General features: G+C 58.0%; 18 protein-coding genes and 1 tRNA gene. 3 read left to right on the forward strand and 16 right to left on the reverse strand.

Features of this window, described 5'->3' with window-relative positions; translation table 11 throughout:
* Positions 1 to 1393: aconitate hydratase (locus WEB54_RS05340; RefSeq protein ID WP_368053927.1), on the reverse strand; the 1393-nt coding region annotated here is incomplete at its 3' end.
* A gap of 130 nt (positions 1394 to 1523) precedes the next feature.
* Entirely contained in the window at positions 1524 to 2777 is a 1254-nt protein-coding gene (locus WEB54_RS05345) for a glycosyltransferase (RefSeq protein WP_368053929.1), read from the reverse strand.
* A 123-nt stretch (positions 2778 to 2900) separates the two neighbouring features.
* On the opposite strand from WEB54_RS05345, the gene WEB54_RS05350 reads away from it, so the two are divergent.
* Positions 2901 to 3428 (forward strand): hypothetical protein, encoded by a 528-nt coding sequence (locus WEB54_RS05350; RefSeq protein WP_368053931.1) that lies wholly within the window; start codon positions 2901 to 2903, stop codon positions 3426 to 3428.
* A 14-nt stretch (positions 3429 to 3442) separates the two neighbouring features.
* On the opposite strand, the gene WEB54_RS05355 is transcribed toward WEB54_RS05350, so the two are convergent.
* The 6 genes from WEB54_RS05355 to queA form a co-directional block, all read right to left on the reverse strand.
* Entirely contained in the window at positions 3443 to 4456 is a 1014-nt protein-coding gene (locus tag WEB54_RS05355; RefSeq protein ID WP_368053933.1) for a tryptophan--tRNA ligase, read from the reverse strand.
* A gap of 144 nt (positions 4457 to 4600) precedes the next feature.
* Positions 4601 to 5563 (reverse strand): protein translocase subunit SecF, encoded by a 963-nt coding sequence (secF, locus tag WEB54_RS05360; RefSeq protein WP_368053935.1) that lies wholly within the window; start codon positions 5561 to 5563, stop codon positions 4601 to 4603.
* Positions 5564 to 5573: 10 nt separating this feature from the next.
* Positions 5574 to 7415 carry a protein translocase subunit SecD gene (secD, locus tag WEB54_RS05365; RefSeq protein ID WP_368053937.1) on the reverse strand — a complete coding sequence of 614 codons (1842 nt, stop codon included), beginning with the start codon at positions 7413 to 7415 and terminating at the stop codon, positions 5574 to 5576.
* Between the two features lie 101 nt (positions 7416 to 7516).
* Positions 7517 to 7867 carry a preprotein translocase subunit YajC gene (gene yajC / locus WEB54_RS05370; protein WP_368053939.1) on the reverse strand — a complete coding sequence of 117 codons (351 nt, stop codon included), beginning with the start codon at positions 7865 to 7867 and terminating at the stop codon, positions 7517 to 7519.
* A gap of 155 nt (positions 7868 to 8022) precedes the next feature.
* Positions 8023 to 9141, reverse strand: a complete 1119-nt coding sequence (tgt, locus tag WEB54_RS05375) for a tRNA guanosine(34) transglycosylase Tgt (protein ID WP_368053990.1) — start codon at positions 9139 to 9141, stop codon at positions 8023 to 8025.
* A 14-nt stretch (positions 9142 to 9155) separates the two neighbouring features.
* Positions 9156 to 10223: a tRNA preQ1(34) S-adenosylmethionine ribosyltransferase-isomerase QueA gene (gene queA, locus WEB54_RS05380; protein WP_368053941.1), complete on the reverse strand. Its 1068-nt coding sequence runs from the start codon at positions 10221 to 10223 to the stop codon at positions 9156 to 9158.
* Positions 10224 to 10385: 162 nt separating this feature from the next.
* Between queA and pyrC the strand changes: the two genes are divergently transcribed.
* The gene (gene pyrC / locus WEB54_RS05385; protein WP_368053943.1) at positions 10386 to 11423 is read left to right on the forward strand and encodes a dihydroorotase; all 1038 of its coding nucleotides are present in this window, start codon (positions 10386 to 10388) and stop codon (positions 11421 to 11423) included.
* A gap of 65 nt (positions 11424 to 11488) precedes the next feature.
* Positions 11489 to 11575: transfer RNA gene (locus WEB54_RS05390), tRNA-Leu, on the forward strand.
* A gap of 145 nt (positions 11576 to 11720) precedes the next feature.
* On the opposite strand, the gene WEB54_RS05395 is transcribed toward WEB54_RS05390, so the two are convergent.
* The 8 genes from WEB54_RS05395 to merA all read right to left on the reverse strand — a co-directional run bounded on the left by WEB54_RS05395 (position 11721) and on the right by merA (position 17400).
* The gene (locus WEB54_RS05395) at positions 11721 to 11960 is read right to left on the reverse strand and encodes a DUF4113 domain-containing protein (protein WP_368053945.1); all 240 of its coding nucleotides are present in this window, start codon (positions 11958 to 11960) and stop codon (positions 11721 to 11723) included.
* Complete coding sequence (locus WEB54_RS05400) at positions 11960 to 12355, reverse strand: hypothetical protein (RefSeq protein WP_368053947.1); 396 nt, start codon at positions 12353 to 12355, stop codon at positions 11960 to 11962. The genes WEB54_RS05395 and WEB54_RS05400 overlap by 1 nt, the downstream gene beginning before the upstream one ends.
* A 109-nt stretch (positions 12356 to 12464) precedes the next feature.
* Positions 12465 to 13424: an arsenic resistance protein gene (locus WEB54_RS05405; RefSeq protein WP_368053949.1), complete on the reverse strand. Its 960-nt coding sequence runs from the start codon at positions 13422 to 13424 to the stop codon at positions 12465 to 12467.
* A 15-nt stretch (positions 13425 to 13439) separates the two neighbouring features.
* On the reverse strand, positions 13440 to 13763 hold the full coding sequence (locus tag WEB54_RS05410; RefSeq protein ID WP_368053951.1) for a rhodanese-like domain-containing protein: 324 nt from the start codon (positions 13761 to 13763) through the stop codon (positions 13440 to 13442).
* Between the two features lie 94 nt (positions 13764 to 13857).
* A complete protein-coding gene (locus WEB54_RS05415; RefSeq protein ID WP_368053953.1) occupies positions 13858 to 15234 on the reverse strand; it encodes an NAD(P)/FAD-dependent oxidoreductase in 1377 nt (458 codons plus the stop codon).
* A 167-nt stretch (positions 15235 to 15401) separates the two neighbouring features.
* Complete coding sequence (gene merF / locus WEB54_RS05420; RefSeq protein ID WP_368053954.1) at positions 15402 to 15650, reverse strand: mercury resistance system transport protein MerF; 249 nt, start codon at positions 15648 to 15650, stop codon at positions 15402 to 15404.
* A 118-nt stretch (positions 15651 to 15768) separates the two neighbouring features.
* Entirely contained in the window at positions 15769 to 15978 is a 210-nt protein-coding gene (locus WEB54_RS05425; RefSeq protein ID WP_368053956.1) for a hypothetical protein, read from the reverse strand.
* 18 nt (positions 15979 to 15996) lie between these two features.
* Positions 15997 to 17400: a mercury(II) reductase gene (gene merA, locus WEB54_RS05430; RefSeq protein ID WP_368053958.1), complete on the reverse strand. Its 1404-nt coding sequence runs from the start codon at positions 17398 to 17400 to the stop codon at positions 15997 to 15999.
* Positions 17401 to 17402 lie beyond the last annotated feature (2 nt).

Below are 17402 nucleotides of genomic sequence, written 5' to 3' on the forward strand. Positions count from 1 at the left end.
CCGCCGGGTTGGAGGTGTTGGTGCAACTGGTGATGGCGGCGATGACGACGGCACCGTGCTTCAGCAGGTGTTTGTCGCCGTCTATCTCATATTCCACGGCACCGCGATCGTGCAAATTAACGCTGTCTACGGCGGTTTGGCCACCTTCGTCTTCAAAGCGACGTTGTGCCGGTGCTTTATCGGACATGATGGTGTCGGCATCCTCCTGCAGCAGCTTGGCAAAGGCGGCGCTGGCGTCGCTCAGTGCGACCCGGTCTTGCGGGCGCTTTGGGCCGGCAATACTGGGTACAACGGTGCCCAGATCCAGCGTTAGCGTATCGCTGTAGTCGGCTTCTGCGCTGCCGGTATCGCGCCACAGGCCCTGGGTTTTGGCATAGGCCTCAACCCGGTCCCGGACGGACTTATCGCGACCGGAGAGTTCGAGATAGCGCAAGGTTTCCCGATCGATCGGGAAAATACCGCAAGTTGCGCCGTATTCGGGTGCCATGTTGGCAATGGTGGCGCGGTCGGCCAGAGGCAGGTTGTCGAGCCCATCGCCGTAGAATTCAACGAATTTACCCACCACGCCTTTTTTGCGCAGCATTTGGGTGACGGTTAGCACCAGATCTGTCGCGGTGGTGCCTTCTGGCATTTGGCCGGTGAACTTAAAGCCGATGACCTCGGGAATCAGCATGGTGATCGCCTGGCCCAGCATCGCCGCTTCGGCCTCAATGCCACCAACCCCCCAGCCGAGCACGCCCAGGCCGTTGATCATGGTGGTGTGGGAGTCGGTTCCCACCAGAGTATCTGGCAGTGCCCAGGTCTGGCCGTCTTTCTCTTCGGTCATGACCACATCGGCCAGGTATTCAAGATTTACCTGATGCACGATGCCGGTACCCGGTGGCACCACCCGGAAATTGGAAAACGCCTGCTGGCCCCAGCGCAAAAATTGATAGCGCTCACCGTTGCGTTCAAATTCGCGTTCGGTATTTTTGGCGAGCGAGTCGGGCTGGCCGAAATAATCAACCATGACGGAGTGGTCGATTACCAGGTCGACCTGACTGCGCGGATTGATCAGCGCCGGGTCACCCCCGAGCTCACGCATGGCGGCGCGCATGGCAGCCAGATCCACCACCGCCGGTACGCCGGTGAAATCTTGCAAAACCACCCGGGCCGGAGAGAAGCCAACCTGGTAGCTGGGCTCTGCGTGGGCATCCCACTGACACAGGGCTTTAATATCGGCTGCCGTCACGTTCTTGCCGTCTTCCTTGCGCAGCAGGTTTTCCAGTAGAATCTTCAAGGAAAAGGGCAGGCGGGCGACGTCGTAGTCGTCAGCCAGGGCGTTAAGGTTGTAGAACTGATAGTGCTGATCGCCGACAGTGAGTGTATCCCGGGCATTAAATGAGTCGGTCATGGCACCTCCAGAGTAAAACGGATTAATAAGGGTATTAACCTTGGCACAGTCGGGCTGAATTTCCAGTGTTCATGCGATTGAGTTTGGCTATGTGGTCAAATCGTCCGGGGGTAGGTTGAACGGGCTGTTTTTATTTTTTGCCAGGGTGCTGATTCTTAGCCTCAATCCAGCGGCTCATATACTCGGTTGCCCGGTGTTGCGATTGCCAGAGAATTCGACCCCAGAGATTGCGGTGGCGGATGTCTGTGAGGGTGTCCTGCAGCGTGTGTAACGTACCGATAAAACCTGGGGCATGATGCTCCCGCAGAAACCCGGTCTTCAGTGCCTCCACCCCGCAGTCCTGAACCGTTTTCCAATTGTCCGGGTTTTGGTATAGCTGAACCAGAGTGGTGGCCAGCCGTTCCGGGTCGTCGCTGAGCGGGTAGCCGAGTGCATCGGTGGCGATCATCGACTCGGCTCCTACAGGTGTGGTGACCGTGGGGGTTCCGGTTAACCAGCCTTCCAGGATTTTACCTTTCTGGCCTGCGCCAAAGCGCAGCGGTGCGACATTCAGTCGGTAATGCGATAGCGTCTCCAGTGCGTCGTCGCAGCGGCCTTTGATGAAGAACCCCTGTTTGGGGGCGTGCCATTGCTGTACGGCGTGGTCGGCGTAAGCACCGTAGACATGGCATTCAACAGTGGGCAGCTGGCGCCTGACGAGTGGCCAGACGGCCTGTTTGAACCAGAGGGCTGCATCCTTGTTGGGGGCGTGCTTGAAACCGCCAATCATCATCAGATGCTGTCGATCCGCATAGGGTCGCCAGGCATCGGTATCGGGCAATTCAGGAATCAGAAACGGCAAATACAGCAAGTGCTCGGCAGGGAGCTTGAAGACGGACTGCAACAGCTCTATTTCAACCTGTGAAATCATCAGTACGCGGTCGCATCGAACCATGGCGGCCAGTTCGCGCTCAGCGGTCGCTGTAAAAAGGTCGGCAGGCGGGTAGGGTGGTTGGGTGTTCTCACGGTCGTGCTGGCGCACGGCCTGCTGCCGGGCCTCGCGCAGGGTATGAAAGTCGCTGGTATCGAGCAGGGTGGCTGCCTTGGGGCAGTGTTCCCGCACCCGCCAGCCAAACTGCTCTTCCATCACAAAGCGATCGAAGATAACGAGTTGGGGGCTTAGCGAGGCGATCCAGCTATCGAAACCGGTGTCATTGACGGCGATAGAGTGCGGCTCGTAACCGAGATCTGACAGGTTCTGTTGAAAGGGTGAGAGTTCGGCCGGGCTGGCGATGTGTACCTGGTAACCGGCTTCGCGACACAGATCCAGAACGTCCAGCGTCCGGCGCCCGGCCGCAGTTGATGCTGGCTCTGGCCAGTTTTTGGCGATGAGCAGGGCATTCATACTTGAGAAACTACTTGAGGTTCTGGTCATCTGTTGTGACAAATACTCACCAACAAAAACGGAATCGGGAGGGTAAACGCGGTACAACCCTACGTCCAGCTCTGCGTAAGGATTATGTCCGCTATGAAACGTCTCTATTACCTCACGGAAGATATTGAGCACGCTGTACACATTGCCATGGAATTGGCCCACTACCCGTTTCACCACACGTACGTTCAGGTGCTCAGCCAGGACGAAGTGGGCTTGTCTGTCCATCCGCTGAAAAGTGCTTCCTATCTGGCGCGGCAGGATATTCTGCATCGAGGCAGTCAGGGGCTTTTGCTGGGTTTGGGCTTGGGGGTGTTAACCCTGTGGGTGTCGCGTTTTCTGGGGTTGGCGCCCGGTGACTTAAGCGGGCAATGGGCACTGATCATTCTGTTTGGGTTAGTGCTCGGCTGGACAGGCTGTTTAATTGGCTTGCATCAGGACAATCATCACCTGGCCAGTTTTCGAGAGGATATCCAGCGTGGTCGTACGCTGCTGATGGTCGATGTTGCATCCCGGAAAGTCAGTGTGGTAAAGGCGATTATAGGACACGTTACCCGACGTGATGTATCGGGTAATGCAGCTTTGCCCGTCTATGCCGGTGAGTCGCAAAGTCTGGCGCTTTAGTGCGCCAGGCTTGGTTACCCTGAGATCGGGCCAATCCCGACTTTCTTGCGCACGTCGGCCATCAACGGTGCGGAATAGTCTCGTGCTTTCTCCGCTCCCCGGGCCAGAATGGCATCTAACTGAGCGGGGTCTTCCATCAGTTGGTTATAGGTTTCGCGCTTGTCTTTAAGTTCTTCATTCAAAAATTCAAACAGCACCTTTTTCATTTCGCCCCAGGCGATGCCGTTGGCATATTGGGTGCGCATGTCCGCTATTTGCTCGGCCGAGGCGAAGGCCGAATAGATATCGAACAGGGCTGAATCGTTGGGGTCTTTCGGTTCACCCGGTTCCAGCAGGTTGGTCTTGATCTTGTTGATCAGCTTGCGGAACTTCTTTTCACCTTCGAACAACGGAATGGTGTTGTTGTAGCTTTTGGACATCTTGCGGCCGTCGAGGCCGGGCAGAATCATGCCGGATTCTTCGATCACCGCTTCGGGTAACGCAAAGGTATCCCCGTAGAGGTAGTTGAAGCGCTGGGCGATGTCCCGGGCCATTTCAATGTGTTGGGTCTGGTCTTTGCCGACCGGAATTTTCTCGCCATTGAACATCAGAATATCGGCGGCCATCAGAATCGGGTAGCTGAACAACCCCATGGTGATGCCCCGGTCCGGGTCGGCATTGTTGTCATCTATGTTGTCCTGTACGGCGGCCTTGTAGGCGTGTGCACGGTTCATCAACCCCTTGGCAGTAACCGTCGTCAGCACCCAGGTCAGCTCAGTGACTTCCGGTACGTCAGTCTGGCGATAAAAGGTCACACGTTCCGGGTCTAGCCCACAGGCCAGCCAGGTGGCGGCGATGGCGCGCACGGATTCGCGCACCCGTTCGGGTTCCTGGCATTTGATCAGGGCGTGGTAATCGGCCAGAAACAGGAAAGATTCGGTGTTGGCATCGCGGCTGGCTTCAATGGCGGGGCGAATGGCGCCCGCGTAATTGCCCAGATGCGGAATGCCTGTGGTGGTAATGCCGGTCAGTACGCGCGTCTTGCTCATGAGTGTCTTAAATCGCTTATGGGTGGCCGTTGCCGGTGTTAATGGGAGAGAACGATAAGATCGGGAACCTTACCGAAACCGGAGGGGAAAATCGAGTCGTAGCGGGGAGAAGGCGCCTCCCTAAATTGGGAGGCGCCGGGAACGTCAGGTTTTTTCTTTGCTGCCTTCATCGTCATCGGTTAACCAGGCGGGAATGTCTTCCTCTTCCGGGTCGTCCGATTTCTCGGGTGGCATCAGGTCCTGCTTGGTCAGATCCAGCGCCATTAGCACGTTGGCGGATACGTAGACCGAAGAATAGGTACCCACCACAACACCAACAGAAAGCGCCATGGCGAACCCGAAAATCAGTTCCCCGCCAAAGACACCCAGGGCGGCTAAAACCAGCAAGGTGGTTAACGAGGTGATCAGCGTGCGGCCGAGGGTCTGGGTCAGCGACAGGTTGATCAGATAGTCGGTTTCATCCCGCCGAACCATACGGAAGTTTTCCCGAATCCGGTCGGCCACAACGATGGTGTCGTTCAGGGAGTAACCGATAACCGCCAGAATGGCCGCCAGAACCGTGAGGTCAAACGCCATCTGGGTAATCGAGAAGAACCCCAGAACAATGATGACGTCGTGAATCAGGGCTGCTACAGCCCCCACCGCGAATTTGAACTGGAAACGCAGGGCGATGTAAACCATGACCAGCCCCAGCGCGACCAGCATGCCAATACCGCCATTCTCACGCAGTTCTTCGCCTACCTGCGGGCCTACAAACTCGTTGCGACGCAATTCGACGTCATTACGAGTCTCCGACAGCACAGCCAGAACGTCGTCGCCCAGTTGTGGGTTGTTGTCTTCCTGCATGCGGATCAGTACATCGGTGTTGTTGCCAAAATACTGAACAACGACATCCCGGTACCCTGCCTGGTTCAATACATTGCGGATGTTGCTCACATCAGCGGGTTGTTCATAGCCCACTTCAATCTGGGCGCCGCCGGTGAAGTCGAGGCCAAAATTAAGGCCCCGAACCGCCAGAGAACCCAGCGAAATAACGATGAGCACCAGAGACAGGATCGCCAGCATGCGGCGATGACCCATAAAGTTGAGCACTTTCAAATCAGACATAACGGGCTCCTTAAATGGGCAGCTTCTTCACCACCCGACCACCGAAGGTCAGGTTGGCCAGGGCACGCGTCAGCATGATGGCCGTGAACATGGAGGTAATGATGCCGACCGACAGCGTTACCGCGAAGCCTTTGACCGGCCCGGTGCCAATGGCGAACAGAATGACCGCCACGATCAGGGTGGTCAGGTTGGCATCGAAGATGGTGGTGAAAGCTCGGTCGTAGCCTGCATTAATGGCCGCCTGTGGTGAGCGCCCATCGGCCAGTTCCTCGCGAATCCGGCTGAAGATCAACACGTTGGCATCCACCGCCATACCGACGGTTAGAACGATACCGGCAATGCCAGGCAGCGTTAGCGTAGCGCTCATCATCGACAGGACGGCGATAATCAGCACCAGGTTGGCGCTCAGGGCAACGGAAGCAAAGATGCCGAACACCTTGTAGAAACCGAGCATAAACAGGATCACCAGAGCGAACCCGATCAAAACAGACTGAGTACCTTTCTGGATGTTCTCGGCACCGAGGCTCGGGCCGACAGTGCGTTCTTCTACAAACTGCATGGGTGCGGCCAATGCACCAGCGCGTAGCAACAGCGCCAGGTCTGACGCTTCCTTGGCGTTATCCAGCCCGGTGATTACAAAGCTGTTGGAAAAGGCGCCACGAATGGTGGCCAGTGAAATGATTTCACGCTCTTCGACCGATTCGTAAATCGGCACGGGCTCGCCGTCCACCTCTTCATAGCCTTCCAGCAGAGATTTTTGTTCAATAAACAGCACACCCATTGGCACTCCGATCGAGCGGCGGGTGGTTTGGCCCATACGAGAGCCGCCTTCGCCATCGAGGTTCACCGAAACCTGGGGCATGCCGTTTTCATCGTACGACACGCGGGCATCGGTCACGTTGTCACCGGTGACGATAACGTCCGATTCCAGCATGGCGGTGCGGTTGCTGTCTTTGAACGGATACACTTCACCCTGGCCATCGCGAGACTCCAGGCGAAACTCCAGGTTGGCCGCCTTGCCGATGATGTTCTTCGCCTGAGCCGTGTCTTGCACGCCGGGCAGTTCAACCACAATGCGGTTACGCCCCTGTCGCTGAACCAGCGGTTCCGCGACGCCCAGTTCGTTCACCCGATTGTTCAGGGTGGTCTGGTTCTGGCTGACCGCATAGTCTTCCAGCTCTGCGATGCGCTCTGCGGTCAGGGTCAGGGTCAGGCCCGGCAGGCCGCGCGATTCAATGTCTGTGCGCAGAAATTCCGGCAGATTGCGGCGCAGCCAGGTGTCGGCTTCGCTTCTGAAATTTTCGTCGGCGAGCAAAAGCTGAATGGAGCCGTCGTCCAGAACGTCGATGCCCCGGTAGCGAATGTTCTCGTCGCGCAGGCTGGTCCGAATATTGGCCGCATAGCTGTCGAGGCGGCTTTCAAGAAAGCGCTCCATATCGACTTCCAGCAGGAAATGCACACCGCCTGAAAGGTCCAGACCCAGTGACATGGGTTGGGCACCTATGGCCAGCAGCCAATCGGGTGTTGTTTGTGCGAGATTGAGCGCGACAATATAGTTGCCGCCGAGACCCCGTTGAATGGCCGCTTTGGCCGCTAACTGGTCATCGTTGCTGTTCAGGCGAATCAGCAACGACTGGCCGTTTATCTCGGCGCCAAAGTGATCAATATTGGCTTCTTCAAGCAAGTTTTCGGTGCGCTGGACCGTTGTATCGTTCATTTGAACGCCGGCTTCAGCACCTTGAATCTGAATGGCCGGGTCGGCCGGAAACAGGTTGGGCAGGCTGTAGAGTACGCCTAACACCAGTACCGACAGGATAATGGCGTATTTCCACAGGGGGTATTTGTTCAGCATGGGGCCTTCCTGAGCTGGGTAAACCCGGCAGCCACATGAATTGACTGAGTGCCGGGCTTACAAGCTGGTCGCGTTCGGGACGGGACCAGACGATGGGTCGATCAGATCGCCTTCAGCGTACCCTTGGGCAGGGTGGCCGAAATGGCGGTTTTCTGGAAGGTGATTTCGACGTTGTCGGCTACTTCGACGATGACGTAGTCGTCAGTGACCTTGGTGACCTTGCCGGTCATGCCTGCTGCGGTCACCACTTCATCGCCCTTGCTCAGCGCGGCGATCAGGGATTTATGCTCTTTGGCGCGCTTGCTTTGCGGGCGCCATACCATCAACCAGAAAATCAGGAAGAAGATGCCGAGCATGATCGGCAATTGCCAGGGGCTGGCCTGGCCAGCCGCCGGGGCCGCTAGTGAAATTGCCGGGGTCATGGCCAACAGAGCGGCGGACAGTTTTTTCATGGGTGTACTCCAAATGGTTTGTAAGTGGTGTAACGGTATTCGAATGGCCGGTGCTGCCCTCGAATAGCCAGATTCAGTTCAAGGTGACGTTATGGGGGCAGCGGGCACGGCCACAAGGCCTGTGCCGCAGCATTCCCTTAAACGCACCGGATCGTTCATTCTGCCAGCGCTGGGGTATCGAGGCCGCGACGCTGGTAGAAGTCGTCCACAAAGGCCGACAATTTACCCGCTTCAATGGCCGCACGCAAACCAGCCATTAGCCGCTGGTAATAGCGCAGGTTATGGAAGGTATTGAGCTGTGCACCCAGCATCTCGCCGCATTTGTCGAGGTGGTGCAGGTAGCCCCGGCTGAAGTTCTTGCAGGTGTAGCAGTCGCAGTCGGCATCCAGCGGGCTGGTATCGTGGCGATGCCGGGCGTTGCGGATCTTGATGACGCCGTCGGTGGTGAACAGGTGGCCGTTGCGGCCGTTACGGGTCGGCATGACGCAATCGAACATGTCGACGCCCCGGCGCACCCCTTCCACCAGGTCTTCCGGCGTGCCGACGCCCATTAAATAGCGCGGTTTGTGTTCCGGCATCGACGGGGTGACATGCTCCAGAATACGCATCATATCCGCTTTCGATTCACCGACACTCAGGCCGCCGATGGCGTAGCCGTCGAAATCGATCTCAGACAGGCCGCGCAGGCTGACGTCGCGCAGGTCTTCGAACATGCCGCCCTGTATAATGCCGAACAACGCCGAAGGGCTGTCGCCATGGGCCTGTTTTGAGCGTTTGGCCCAGCGCAGGCTGAGTTCCATGGATTTTTTGGCCTCCGCATGGGTGGCCGGGTGCGGGGTGCATTCGTCGAAGATCATCACCACGTCCGAGCCCAGGGCGCGTTGCACTTCCATGCTGCGTTCCGGCGTCAGCTCCACTTTGGCACCGTCTACCGGTGAGCGAAAGGTGACCCCAGCTTCAGTGATCTTGCGCATCTTGCCCAGCGAGAACACCTGAAACCCGCCGGAATCGGTCAGCATGGGCTTCTTCCAGCCGGTGAAGTCGTGCAGATCACCGTGTTCTTCAATCACCTGGGTGCCCGGGCGCAGCATCAGGTGAAAGGTGTTGCCGAGAATGATGTGAGCGCCGGTCTCCTCGACCTGTTGCGGCGTCATGCCTTTTACGGTGCCGTAGGTCCCGACGGGCATAAAGGCAGGCGTTTGCACTTCACCTCGTGGAAACGTCAGCGTGCCGCGCCGCGCTTTGCCATCGGTGCTGGTCAGGTCAAATGTCATAAAACAGGTGCGGGTCATGCGTCGGTCTCTTGGTTATTGGGGGCAGGGGCTGACAGCGGTTTGCGGGTAATGAACATGGCGTCGCCATAACTGAAGAAGCGGTAGCGTTCATCAATGGCCGCCTGGTAGGCCGCCAGCACCGCGTCTTTACCGGCAAAGGCGCTGATTAGCATGATTAATGTCGATTGCGGCAGGTGAAAATTGGTCACCATGGCATCCACCACCCGAAAATCGTATCCCGGGTAAATAAAGATATTGGTGTCTCCGGTGAACGGCTGCAGTGCGCCGGACTGGGCGGCCGTTTCCAGCGAGCGAACGCTGGTCGTGCCCACCGCGATAACCCGGTTACCCCGGGCTTTTGCGGCTGCAGCGGCGGCTACTACGTCTGGAGGTACTTCGATCCACTCCGCATGCATAACGTGTTCTTCAATGCGCTCGGCTTTGACTGGCTGAAAGGTACCAGCGCCGACATGCAGGGTAACAAAGGCGGTATGTACCCCTTTGGCTTGCAGCGCTTCGAGCAGGGCGGCATCGAAATGAAGACCGGCGGTGGGTGCGGCCACCGCGCCTTTGCGTTGTGCATAAACGGTCTGGTAACGCTCGCGGTCGCTCTCGGCGTCTTCACGCTCAAGGTAGGGCGGCAGAGGCATATGGCCATGCAGTTCGAGCAAATCGACCAACGGTTCAGGGTTGTGACAGGTCAGCCGGAACAGGTTTTCTTCACGGCCGGTCACTTCCAGTTCGATGCCGCCTTCCATGGCCAGGCGGGTGCCGGGCTTGCAACTTTTGTTCGCGCGCACGTGGGCCAGCGCCGTGCTGTCGCCGGTCATCCGTTCGATCAGCACTTCTACCTTGCCGCCGCTGTCTTTCTGACCAAAGAGCCGCGCTGGAATCACCCGGGTGTTGTTGAACACCAGCAGGTCGCCGGGTTCGATCAGATCGAGAATATCGGGAAACTGGCGATGTGAGACCTGGCCGCTGGGGCCATCCAGATGCAGCAGGCGGCTGCCAGTGCGTTGTTCAGCCGGATAGCGGGCGATCAACTCGTCCGGCAGGGTAAAATCGAAATCGCTGACGTTCATAACCAGATGCGGGGCACCCATTGTTAAAAGGGCGGCTATTCTAGCTGAAAGGGCGGTCAGGCTCTATGGTCGTGATGCAGTCACTACACAGCCAGTTGGGATGTTAAGGGTGCGGGCTTGCCTGTTAGAATACCGGCTCCTTATCCCGGCTCAGGATTCTGCATGAACGATTTACTATTGCGCACGCCCGATGACTGGCACCTGCATTTTCGCGACGGCGATATGCTGTTAGAGACGGTACCAGCCACGGCCCGGTGCTTCAGGCGCGCCATTGTCATGCCCAACCTGACGCCACCGGTTACCACCGCCGATCAGGCATTAGCCTACCGCGATCGCATTCTGGCTGCGCGACCGGCGGGGAGCCGGTTTGAACCGCTAATGACGCTGTACCTGACTGATACCACCAGTGCCGACGATATCCGGGCCGCCAAGGCGGCTGGCGTGGTAGCTGCGAAGCTATATCCGGCTGGTGCCACCACCAATTCCAGCGCCGCCGTTAGCGCCGTCAGCCGTCTCGACCCAGTGTTTGAAGCCCTCGCGGAGCAAGGCTTGCTGTTACTGTTGCACGGCGAAGTGACCCACCCGGACATCGACATCTTCGACCGGGAAAAAGCCTTTATCGACCAGCATCTGGCCGGCATTGTTGAGCGCCATCCAACGTTAAAAGTGGTGTTTGAACACATCACCACGGCCGATGCGGCCGATTTTGTAAGCCAGGGCCCGGATACCCTGGCCGCCACCGTGACTCCACAACACCTGTTGCTGAACCGTAACGACCTGTTGGTTGGCGGTATTCGGCCACACAACTATTGCCTGCCCGTGTTGAAACGGCGCAGCCACCAGGAAGCACTCCGCGCCGCCGTCGCCAGCGGCTCACCCAAGTTCTTTCTGGGCACCGACTCGGCCCCGCACGAACAGCACAAGAAAGAATCGGCCTGTGGCTGTGCTGGCTGTTACAGCGCCTGGTCGGCACTGGAGCTATACGCCCAGGTGTTCGAGGAAATGGGGGTGCTGGAACGTCTGGAAGGTTTCGCCAGCGAACATGGGCCGGATTTCTACGGCCTGCCGCGTAACGAAGGCACGGTACGTCTGGTGCGCGAAAGCTGGACCGTGCCGGAACGTATTACCCTCGGCCACGGCGAAGCCATCGTGCCGTTTTACGCCAGTGAAACCATTCACTGGCGTCTGCGCCCGGCCTGAACACCAGAAACATCGCCTCAAACCATTGACGCGAAAGGATTTTTCGCTAGAATGCGTTGCACTCAGCCAGAGTGGCGAAATTGGTAGACGCAGCGGATTCAAAATCCGCCGGTGGCAACACTGTGCCGGTTCGAGTCCGGCCTCTGGTACCAAATGAACGTTCACGGAAGTCCGTAAACGTCCTAAAAGCCCCGTCCTACGGGGATTTTTTGTATCTGCACTGTCCAGTGACGCTGAAGCAGGCCCGGCTGCAGGTGCTCCAGTTCCGTTAGTTCCAGGTGCGAAAGCAAGCAGTGGTTAATCTAATCGCGCTCTGGGTATCTCATTGAAGCGTGTTGTGAACCGGGGTGACAGTCGATCCTGGCGCATATTATTAGGTCCCGACTTTGTACCTTCACTGGCGAAAGTTACTGCTCCCCGACACTCACTATTCAATCGGTCGACCAGACTCAGTAGTTCCTGTCGCTTGGATTGGGTATCTGTTTCCTGAAATAGATCCGGCTGCCGTGCTGTTAGTGGATAAAGGTCCGTCAGCATTACGCCCGCCTTCGCGTACTTGAACCCATTGCGCCATATATGGTCCAGTAGTCGGTCGGCCCGGTTTGCTCTGGCTGAGCGGTCTCAAACTCTATACAGGGCTCCCCGTTGAGTTCGCGTACCGTCCTGGCCAATACCACCGAGAATTGGGAGTGGATCTGGGCTGGGTCGGACTGTGCCAGGTCCAGCGCAGTCTGTATGCCCATATCCCTCAGTTGCTTGACCAGTCGGGGCCCGACGCCCCAGACATCGCTCACATCCGTTAACGCTAACAGTTTCTTTTGGCGATGGGGGTCAGTGAGGTCGACCACCCCCTGGGTACTCCGGTACCGTTTGGCAGCCCGGTTTGCCAACTTTGCCAGTGTCTTGGTTGAGCTGGCCCGCAAAGGCCTCATCGATGCTGTAGACCTCAAGTCGCGGTACAAGCGATTCAATCGTCTCCATAACCCGGGCGGACATGTTGCCGTTTATGTGGAATAGAAAGTCAAACAGTATTTCAGGCGACTATGAGGGTTCTGGGATCAATTTGCTCGGTACCCAACGCAGGTATGCCACCATCCCGAACAGCTCCACCAGCGACTGGAAGACGATGACCACCACGGCGGCGTGCCAGGCCTCGGGCAGCGTCAGGGCGATGGGTAATACGACGAACGAGTTCCGAGTACCGAAGCTAAAGGTCAAAGTCCTGGCCGATGGCGTAGGCAGCTGAAATAGGTTGCCTAGGGTCTTGCCGAGAAAGGCGGCGAACACCAGGTAGAAGATGAAAATCAACAGCACCTGCATCAATACGCCTGTGAGGCCTGTCACCGTGGTTACCTGAGAAGCGGCGATGACGAAGACTACTAGTGCCAGCAACGGCACGGGAAGTGCACCCAGGCCCTGAACCAGTTGTCTGGCGCGGGCACTGCGCTCGGCCAGCCATTCAGTTATCCAGGCTAACGCCAGAGGTGTCAGAATCAATCCAACGAAGGCGCCGAGCAAATGGCTGCTGAGCGCTATTTCAAACCATTCCGTGCCCAGGAAAAGCCAGAGATAGAAAGGTAAGGCAAACAACTGGACCAGCAGAAGCACAGGCGTGGCAGCGATGGCCCGCGCGGCCTCGCCCCTGCCCAGATGCGTAAAGCTGATAAACCAGTCGGTACAGGGCACCAACAACACCAGCAGCACCCCCGCCTGCACCGCAAGTGACAACGGCAGCAATGCAACCAAGCCACCCAGTACCAGCGGAATAATCACAAAGTTACCGAGCAACAGTGCACCCAGAAAGCGCCAGTCCTTCAGCCCCTCGCCGATCCGTGTTAACGGGGTTTGAGTAAAAGTCGCGTACAGCAGCACACCAAGCAACGGCCACAGCAAGGTTTCAAGCCAGGCTGTGGCACCCGGTAAACCCAAGCCGAGACCCAGGCCCGCCAGAATGAACGTGAGGTAAATCCAGGATTGCTGGCGTTCCATCCAGTCGCGCATCAATCTGTACTCTTTTCAGTGTTCCAGTGAAAAGCCTGCGGTCTGCCACGCCCTTTTCCCGCCGACATAATGGTAGACCTCGGTATAGCCGAGGCTGGCCAGTCGCTCGGCCGCTCGACCGGCGCGTTTACAGTTCTCGCTCGCGCAGTACACGACGAGGGTCGCCTGATTATCGGGTAGCTGGCGGGGTGCCTCGTCCAGGATGTCGTCAGAAACGATGTTGATGGCACTCGGTAAGTGCCCCTTGGCGAAGGTATCGGCCGGCAAGGTATCCACCAGGATGAAATCTTGTCCTCGGGCCTGCCAATCGCGCAGTGTTTTGGTATCAATCGTTAACATGGTGAAACTCCTCCATTAAACGTGGTGCGGCTTGTCAATAATGCGGCCTAACCCCACACCTCACAGTAGTAGGCTAAACGGTATGACAAAAGCGTCACGTACCCTTGGGACTTGCCGCAGGCAACATTGATTCGATGTCAGAGGCGGAGGAAGGGTAGGCGAAAGTGGCGTGTCGGATGGCATCGGCACCTAGCCCGCTGCGCATGGCAAAGCCGAACAGATTGATCACTTCAGCCGCCTCGGGGCCGACCAAATGAGCACCGAGAATGCGTTGGCTGTCTTCTTCCACCAGTATCTTGTAGGCGTAGCAGGATTCGTTGACGCGTCGCGCGGTGAACCATCCCGGCACACTTTCGTGCTTGACCTTAAAGTGCAGGCCCTGTTGCTCAGCCTCGGCCTCCAGCAAGCCAACGCGCGCCAGCGGCGGCAGGGTAAAGACGACGCTGGGGATGCCGGTATAGTCCACGGTCGCTTCCTTTTTCCCGAGCAGATTGTCGACAACCGCGTGGGCTTCCAGTGCGGCCACTGGAGTCAAGGGCAAGGGACCGCCGGCCGCGTCACCAGCCGCGTACACCGCCGGGTTGGAGATACTGCGAAAGGTTTTGTCCAGCTTGAGCTTGCCCTGTTCGTGGGTGATATTGGCGGCATCCAGGTCCAGTGCTTCCAGCGCCGGCTTGCGTCCGCCGCTGTGGATGACGAGATCGGTGTCGATATCCACTCGCCCCTCCGGCCCTTCAACCTGAACCTCGAAGCCATCGTTGGTCTTGCGCACCGCCTTGACTTCGTGGCCAAGCCGCACATCGACACCGAGTGCGCGGGTGCGTTCGACCAGCAGCGCGACCAGATCCGGATCGAAGCCGGCCAGCGGTTGTTCGCCCCGGTTTAGAATCGTAACCTCGGCGCCAGCACGGGCTGCTATATGGGCAAACTCGAAGCCGATATAGCCACCGCCCACCAGCACGATTCGGCGCGGCAGTTGATCCAGTTCAAGGAACTCGTCGCTCAAAATTAGATGCTCGGCGCCTTCGATCGGCAAGCGGGTCGGCTCAGCACCCGTGGCGATGACGATGTGTTTCGCCGTTAGCGTTGTGTCGTCAACCACCACCGTGTTGTGACCGGTGAAACGGGCGCGGCCATGCCAGGCATCAATGCCTTGCTTGTCGTACGCCTGCTCGCGCTTGGCCGGCACCGGATCTGTGAACGAGCGCTTATGGCGTTGCAGTTCGGCCCAGTCGATTCGGGTCTCGCCTTCCAACGTGTCGATGGCGGTCATGCGCTGGAAACCATCGATCACCTCGGCTGCGGCGATCAGCATCTTTTTCGGGTCGCAGCCACGCAGGGCACAGGTACCGCCGAACGGCTGGTGGTCGATAACCGCCACCGACCAGCCGGCCTTGCGGCAGTTGAACGCGGTCACCGATGCTGCGGTGCCAGTGCCGATCACGATCAAGTCATAGTTGTTGTCTGTCATGGTTAATTTCTCCATTGCGGGCACATCGAGTTACCTTGACGCGCCAGTGAAGTATTCATGGGTGCTCTGGTTTGCCAGAAGCCGGTGCATGTTTCTAGCGACATCTGGTTGGTCAAAGATCGCGTTCAGGTGATCGTTGTCACCGAAGGTTGGGGACGTTGAGTGGTTCATAATTGTGACCCCTTATCGGATTGAGTATCGCAGCAGACATCGCGCTGTTTTTTGCGCCATAGAGCGTAGACGGTCAGGCAGATGAAAATGGCCAGTGCCGGTAACAAAACGTAATCCAGATAACCGGTGAGTGCCGCCAGGCCCACGGCACCGAGCAGCACGACCAGAATGGGCGTGAAGCAGCACAGGGCAACGATCACCGTCCCGATCAGGCTAGCTCGCAACAGTGTTTTGGGATTTTTCATAGTTCGGCTCCCTAGCGGACGTAAATTGTGCGGTCGTCGGTTCTGTGCTGGCGGCCTGCAACAGCCGCTTTAGCGACAGCACAAACAGACCGGTCAGCGGTATGGTTCAAGTAATGGTTCATTTTTTAAGGTATTTGACCAGCGCCATGCTACCCAGGATCAGTAAGGTGAGCAGTAGCAGGGGCATAATCATCATTGGCAGCATCATAATCCAGCCCATGCCGGACATCATGGGGCTACAGAGTTCCCAGAAACCTGTTCCCGGGGTCGCGAAGACGGTTCCTGGAAGCAGAATTAACAAGGCAAACATCGTTGTCAGTATGTTCATGGCGTTCTCCTCTTTCGTTTATCCAGCACAACACGACAACTGCTTCACGTCCTTGAAAAAGGTTTGGGCGCAAAGCTTGAGGCCTTCCACCATGGTCAGATAGGGAAACAGCTCGTCGCTCACGTCCTGCACGGTCATCCCGGCCCTGATCGCCATTACGGCGGTCTGGATCAGTTCACCCGCCTCGGCCGTCACCGCCTGCACGCCCAGTAACCGACCCGAATCGCGTTCGGCCACCATCTTGATAAAGCCATGGGTGTCGAAGTTGACCAGCGCCCGGGGCACGTTTTCCAGGTCGAGAACCCGGGTATCAACGCAGAAGCCCTGCTTGAGCGCCTCGGCTTCGGTTAGACCCACGGTTGCCACCTGGGGGTCGGTAAACATCACGCCCGGCATGGCACTGAGGTCCAGGGTGGCTTCACCGCCGGTCATGTTGATGCCCGCCCGGCTGCCCCCGGCAGCGGCCACGTACACAAACTCAGGCTGATCGGTACAGTCACCGGCGGCGTAGATGCCCCGCACTGTCGTTTGCAGGTATTTATCCACCAGGACTGCACCCTGGGCGATTTCCACGCCGATCTCATTAAGGTTCAGCGTCTCGATGTTGGGCGTGCGCCCGGTGGCCACCAACAGCTGGTCGGCCCGCAGGGTTCCAGTATTGGTCTCCAGCACGAATTCATGATCCGTGTAGTCCACTCGGCTCGCCTGGGTCTGTTTGAACACCTCGATGCCTTCGCGGCGAAACGCGGCTTCCACCGCGTCGCCAATCGCCGGGTCCTCGCTCGATAGCAGTCGGCTGCGGGCCAGCACTGTCACCTGGCTGCCCAGCCGGGCAAAGGCCTGGGCCAGCTCCAGCGCCACATATCCGGCTCCGATCACCACCATCCGTTCAGGCACGGACTCCAGTGTCAGCGCAGTGGTAGAGGTCAGATAAGGCGTATCCGCCAGCCCCGGTGTGGGCGGCTGCGTCGGGCGGGCCCCGGTGCCGATAAAGGCGCGATCGAAGTGAATCGTCTGCTCTCCGCCCTCCGTTAGAGTGACCGTCAGATGCTGGGCATCCGCAAACCGGGCCTCCCCTTGCAGGAGAGTGACGTTCGGATGGTCGCGCAGAATACCCTCGTATTTAGCATCCCGCAGCTCATCGACACGCGCCTGTTGTTGCCGAAGCAGCACCGCCCGATCCACCACGGGCACCTGAGCGCTCAGGCCGCCGTCGAAGGGACTTTCTTTACGCAGATGAGCAATGTGCGCGGCGCGAATAAGTATCTTCGAGGGCACACAACCGATATTCACACAGGTGCCACCAATGGTGCCGCGCTCGATCAGGGTGATGCGGGCACCGCGTTCGGCGGCTTTCAGGGCGGCGGCCATGGCCGCACCACCGCTGCCGATCACTGCAATGTGCAGGTTACTATCATTCATAA

The sequence above is a fragment of the Saccharospirillum sp. genome (assembly GCF_040881935.1).
Lineage (GTDB): Bacteria > Pseudomonadota > Gammaproteobacteria > Pseudomonadales > Natronospirillaceae > Saccharospirillum.